The 2,743-nt window shown below is 67.4% G+C and carries 3 protein-coding genes; 2 read left to right on the forward strand and 1 reads right to left on the reverse strand.

Translation table 11 applies throughout. The annotated features are described in order from the left end of the window. Window positions 1-490: 490 nt before the first annotated feature. Both ACZ3IL_RS23170 and ACZ3IL_RS23175 read left to right on the forward strand, forming a co-directional pair. Entirely contained in the window at window positions 491-1,585 is a 1,095-nt protein-coding gene (locus ACZ3IL_RS23170) for a hypothetical protein (protein ID WP_467392925.1), read from the forward strand. Window positions 1,586-1,625: 40 nt separating this feature from the next. Next, entirely contained in the window at window positions 1,626-2,129 is a 504-nt protein-coding gene (locus ACZ3IL_RS23175) for a hypothetical protein (protein ID WP_467392927.1), read from the forward strand. Window positions 2,130-2,190: 61 nt separating this feature from the next. On the opposite strand, the gene ACZ3IL_RS23180 is transcribed toward ACZ3IL_RS23175, so the two are convergent. Next, window positions 2,191-2,743, reverse strand: a 553-nt coding sequence (locus ACZ3IL_RS23180; RefSeq protein WP_467392929.1) for an RICIN domain-containing protein, incomplete at its 5' end; no start/stop codon positions are given.

Below are 2,743 nucleotides of genomic sequence, written 5' to 3' on the forward strand. Positions count from 1 at the left end.
TCGCGTTGTCGTAGCTGTTCACCGCCACCGGGCCGCCGACCACCAAATTGGACATCGCCGTGCGCTCTTGCGTGTACATCGCGGAAACCTCACCTGTCCTGAACGAGGAAGAACAATGCTGCGGACACTGGGCCCAGCGGTCCGTCACGCCGCGTTTACTACCGGGCCTGGTTGTCTTCGCCGGAGAAAGGAACGAAAACGGGCCGATGGCTGGAAGTTAAAATTCCACCCATGGCAATGACCGGGCTCACGCTACCCGCGGGCGCATGGGGTGAAAACTGATCGATCGAGTGGTGGGGGGCGAAGAAAGGTCACTTCGCCGGCGTTTCGGAAGCATTTTCCGAAAATCGATCACTCGATTGAGCGCGATGTGTGAATGAGCCTTCCCGGGTGGGGGCCGGCGCGGTAATTTCGCGTGGCGAAACGTGCGCAGGCTTCTGCCTGCATTTCGCCGAGCGCGGTTCGGCCGGAATTAGTCGAGGACGGGTAGATGCCTTCCACCGCATACAGCCTGGTAGACGCCAGGCGTCAGCCGCTGACGAAGAAGAACCTGCGGGAACTCAACATCGAGCAGACCTGGCAAGCGCTCTTGAACCACCCCAACCTGGTCTACGTCGACCCCTCCGGTGTGAAGCACAAGCCCGTCGGGTTCTCCGTGAACAAGTCGAGCTTCGGCACCTTCTCCGGCACCGCGTTCCAGCGGGGCTGGCTCGCCTACATGAACCTGGGGGAGCCACTGATCGAGGTGCGTGGTGACATCGCCCAGCCTCCGCCCGACACGTTCTCCTCCCGCACCTACGTCAACCGTAGTGGCGATGAGATGACCTTCACCGACTCGGTCGACTTCACCATCTCCAACGGGGTCACGTGGTCGCTCCACGGGGACGCGAAGCTCACCTTCGGCGGCAGCGTCGGCGCGTCGCTCCAGCTCCAGCTCCAGAACCAGCTCCGGCTGGACCTGCAGTCGCAGCTCGCGGCGTCGTGCCAGAACGGGACGGCGAACAAGAGCGCGAACACGGTGACCAACAAGAACAGCAAGGACAGCGTCGGGGTCGACAACGCCAACACCACCGAGACGTCCGCGAGCAGTTCCGCGACGAACTCCTCGTCGAACACGATGACCAACTCGGTGGGGTTCACGACCACGGGCAGCGCCACCGGCAACGCCTCGCTCAACGCCCAGCTGGCCCTGGGCATCGCGGCCACCGTCGGCGGTTCGCTCACCACCAGCTGGGCCTCGAAGTCGCAGATCTCCGGCAAGGTGCCGCCGAACTCCCGCGTGCAGACCCTCGTCACGCAGCGGCGAAACCGCAAGCAGTACACCTACGAGATCCCAGTGACCTTCTCCGGGCTGATCGCGGTGCGGTACGCCGTCCCGGTGGCGGTCCTTGCTCCCCCGCAGCCCGGAACCTATCCCGGCCTCGACCACACGGTCGCCCGCGACATCAACGACCTCGACCTGACCCCCGGCGGCTTCCACATGCACGGGCTCGCCGAGGTCGTCTCCGCCCTGAACGTGCACCACACCCTGCTCGACGTCGAGGCCCTGACCGTCAGCCAGCAGACCCTCTACAAGCAGCCCTGACCGGGCGACACCGCCACCACGACGACCAGAGGTGACGACCATGGTGTTCGACAACATCTTCAACTCAGCGGGTCGGGGCGCGGGGCTCTTCTCCGTGACCACCGGCGGCACGAAGCCCCGGCCGGGCGAGAACGTCGACTTCGAGGACTCCGACGACGGCACGTACGACGACACGAACCCCAGCCTGTTCAGCACCGCGATCCACGGCGCCTCCTCCCGCGCGAAGATCGTGCAGGAGACCTCGCCCGAGGCCCGCGCGGTCCTGGGCTTCCTCGGTTCCTTCGTCCGGACCACCCAGGAAACCGCCGACGCGCAGGCGCGGTACGCCCAGGACCCCGGCTCGGTGACCGGAGCCGCGTCCGCCGGCATGAAGGAGGCGAGGACGACGGTGGAGAAGGACAGTGACCTGAAGAAGGACGAGGACCTGAAGAGCATGCCGAAGAAGAGCGACTTCGCCTCTCCCAAGACCCCGGAGGCCCCGAAGGCCCCGGAAGCCCCCAAGGCCCCCAAGGCGACCGCGGAGAAGCCCCCCACTTCCTCGTAGGGCCCCGGACGGCGAGGGGGCGGGGACGGGAGACCGTCCCCGCCCCCTCGCCGTCGTACTGCTACGCGGGAAGCAACCGCCACTGACGGCTCCGGGGATCGCCCTCCGCCCCGTCCTGCCTGACGGCCGTACGGGCGTTGGTGTCGACCCGCAGGAGCAGACCGCTGTTGCGGTTCGCGATCTCGTACGCCCGCGGGTCGTCGCCCTCGGGGTCCACCGGGATCAGTCTCCACTGCTGATGGTGGGCGCCGTCCCCCTCGTAGGCGCGTTGCGCGATCACCGCTCCGGCCGTCTCCCGTGCTTCGGCGACTTCCAGGACCTTGCCGCTGCGTACGTTCTCGATCCGGTACAGGACCTCGCCGCCGTCCCGGCCCACCTCCACCAGCCGCCACCGCTGGTGGTCCCGGGCCGAGGCGAGGGACTGATGGATCTCGGCCCCGTCCTTGAGGGACTCCCGGTGGACCCCCATGCGCAGCCCGCTGCGGACGTTGGCCCAGGAGGCCACCGTGCCCGAGTCGGGCAGCCCGGCCGCCCTCGCTGCCGCGACCTTCCGGATCCGGTGGTTGACGTGGTCGGCGACGTAGAGGTTGCCCGCGCGGTCCACGGCGAGCCCC

Source organism: Streptomyces sp. NPDC014907, assembly GCF_055562975.1.

Bases quoted from the DNA above. Each gene is read 5' to 3' on its own strand.
- ACZ3IL_RS23170 (WP_467392925.1), top strand. From the start codon at position 491: ATGCCTTCCACCGCATACAGCCTGGTAGACGCCAGGCGTCAGCCGCTG.
- ACZ3IL_RS23175 (WP_467392927.1), top strand. From the start codon at position 1,626: ATGGTGTTCGACAACATCTTCAACTCAGCGGGTCGGGGCGCGGGGCTC.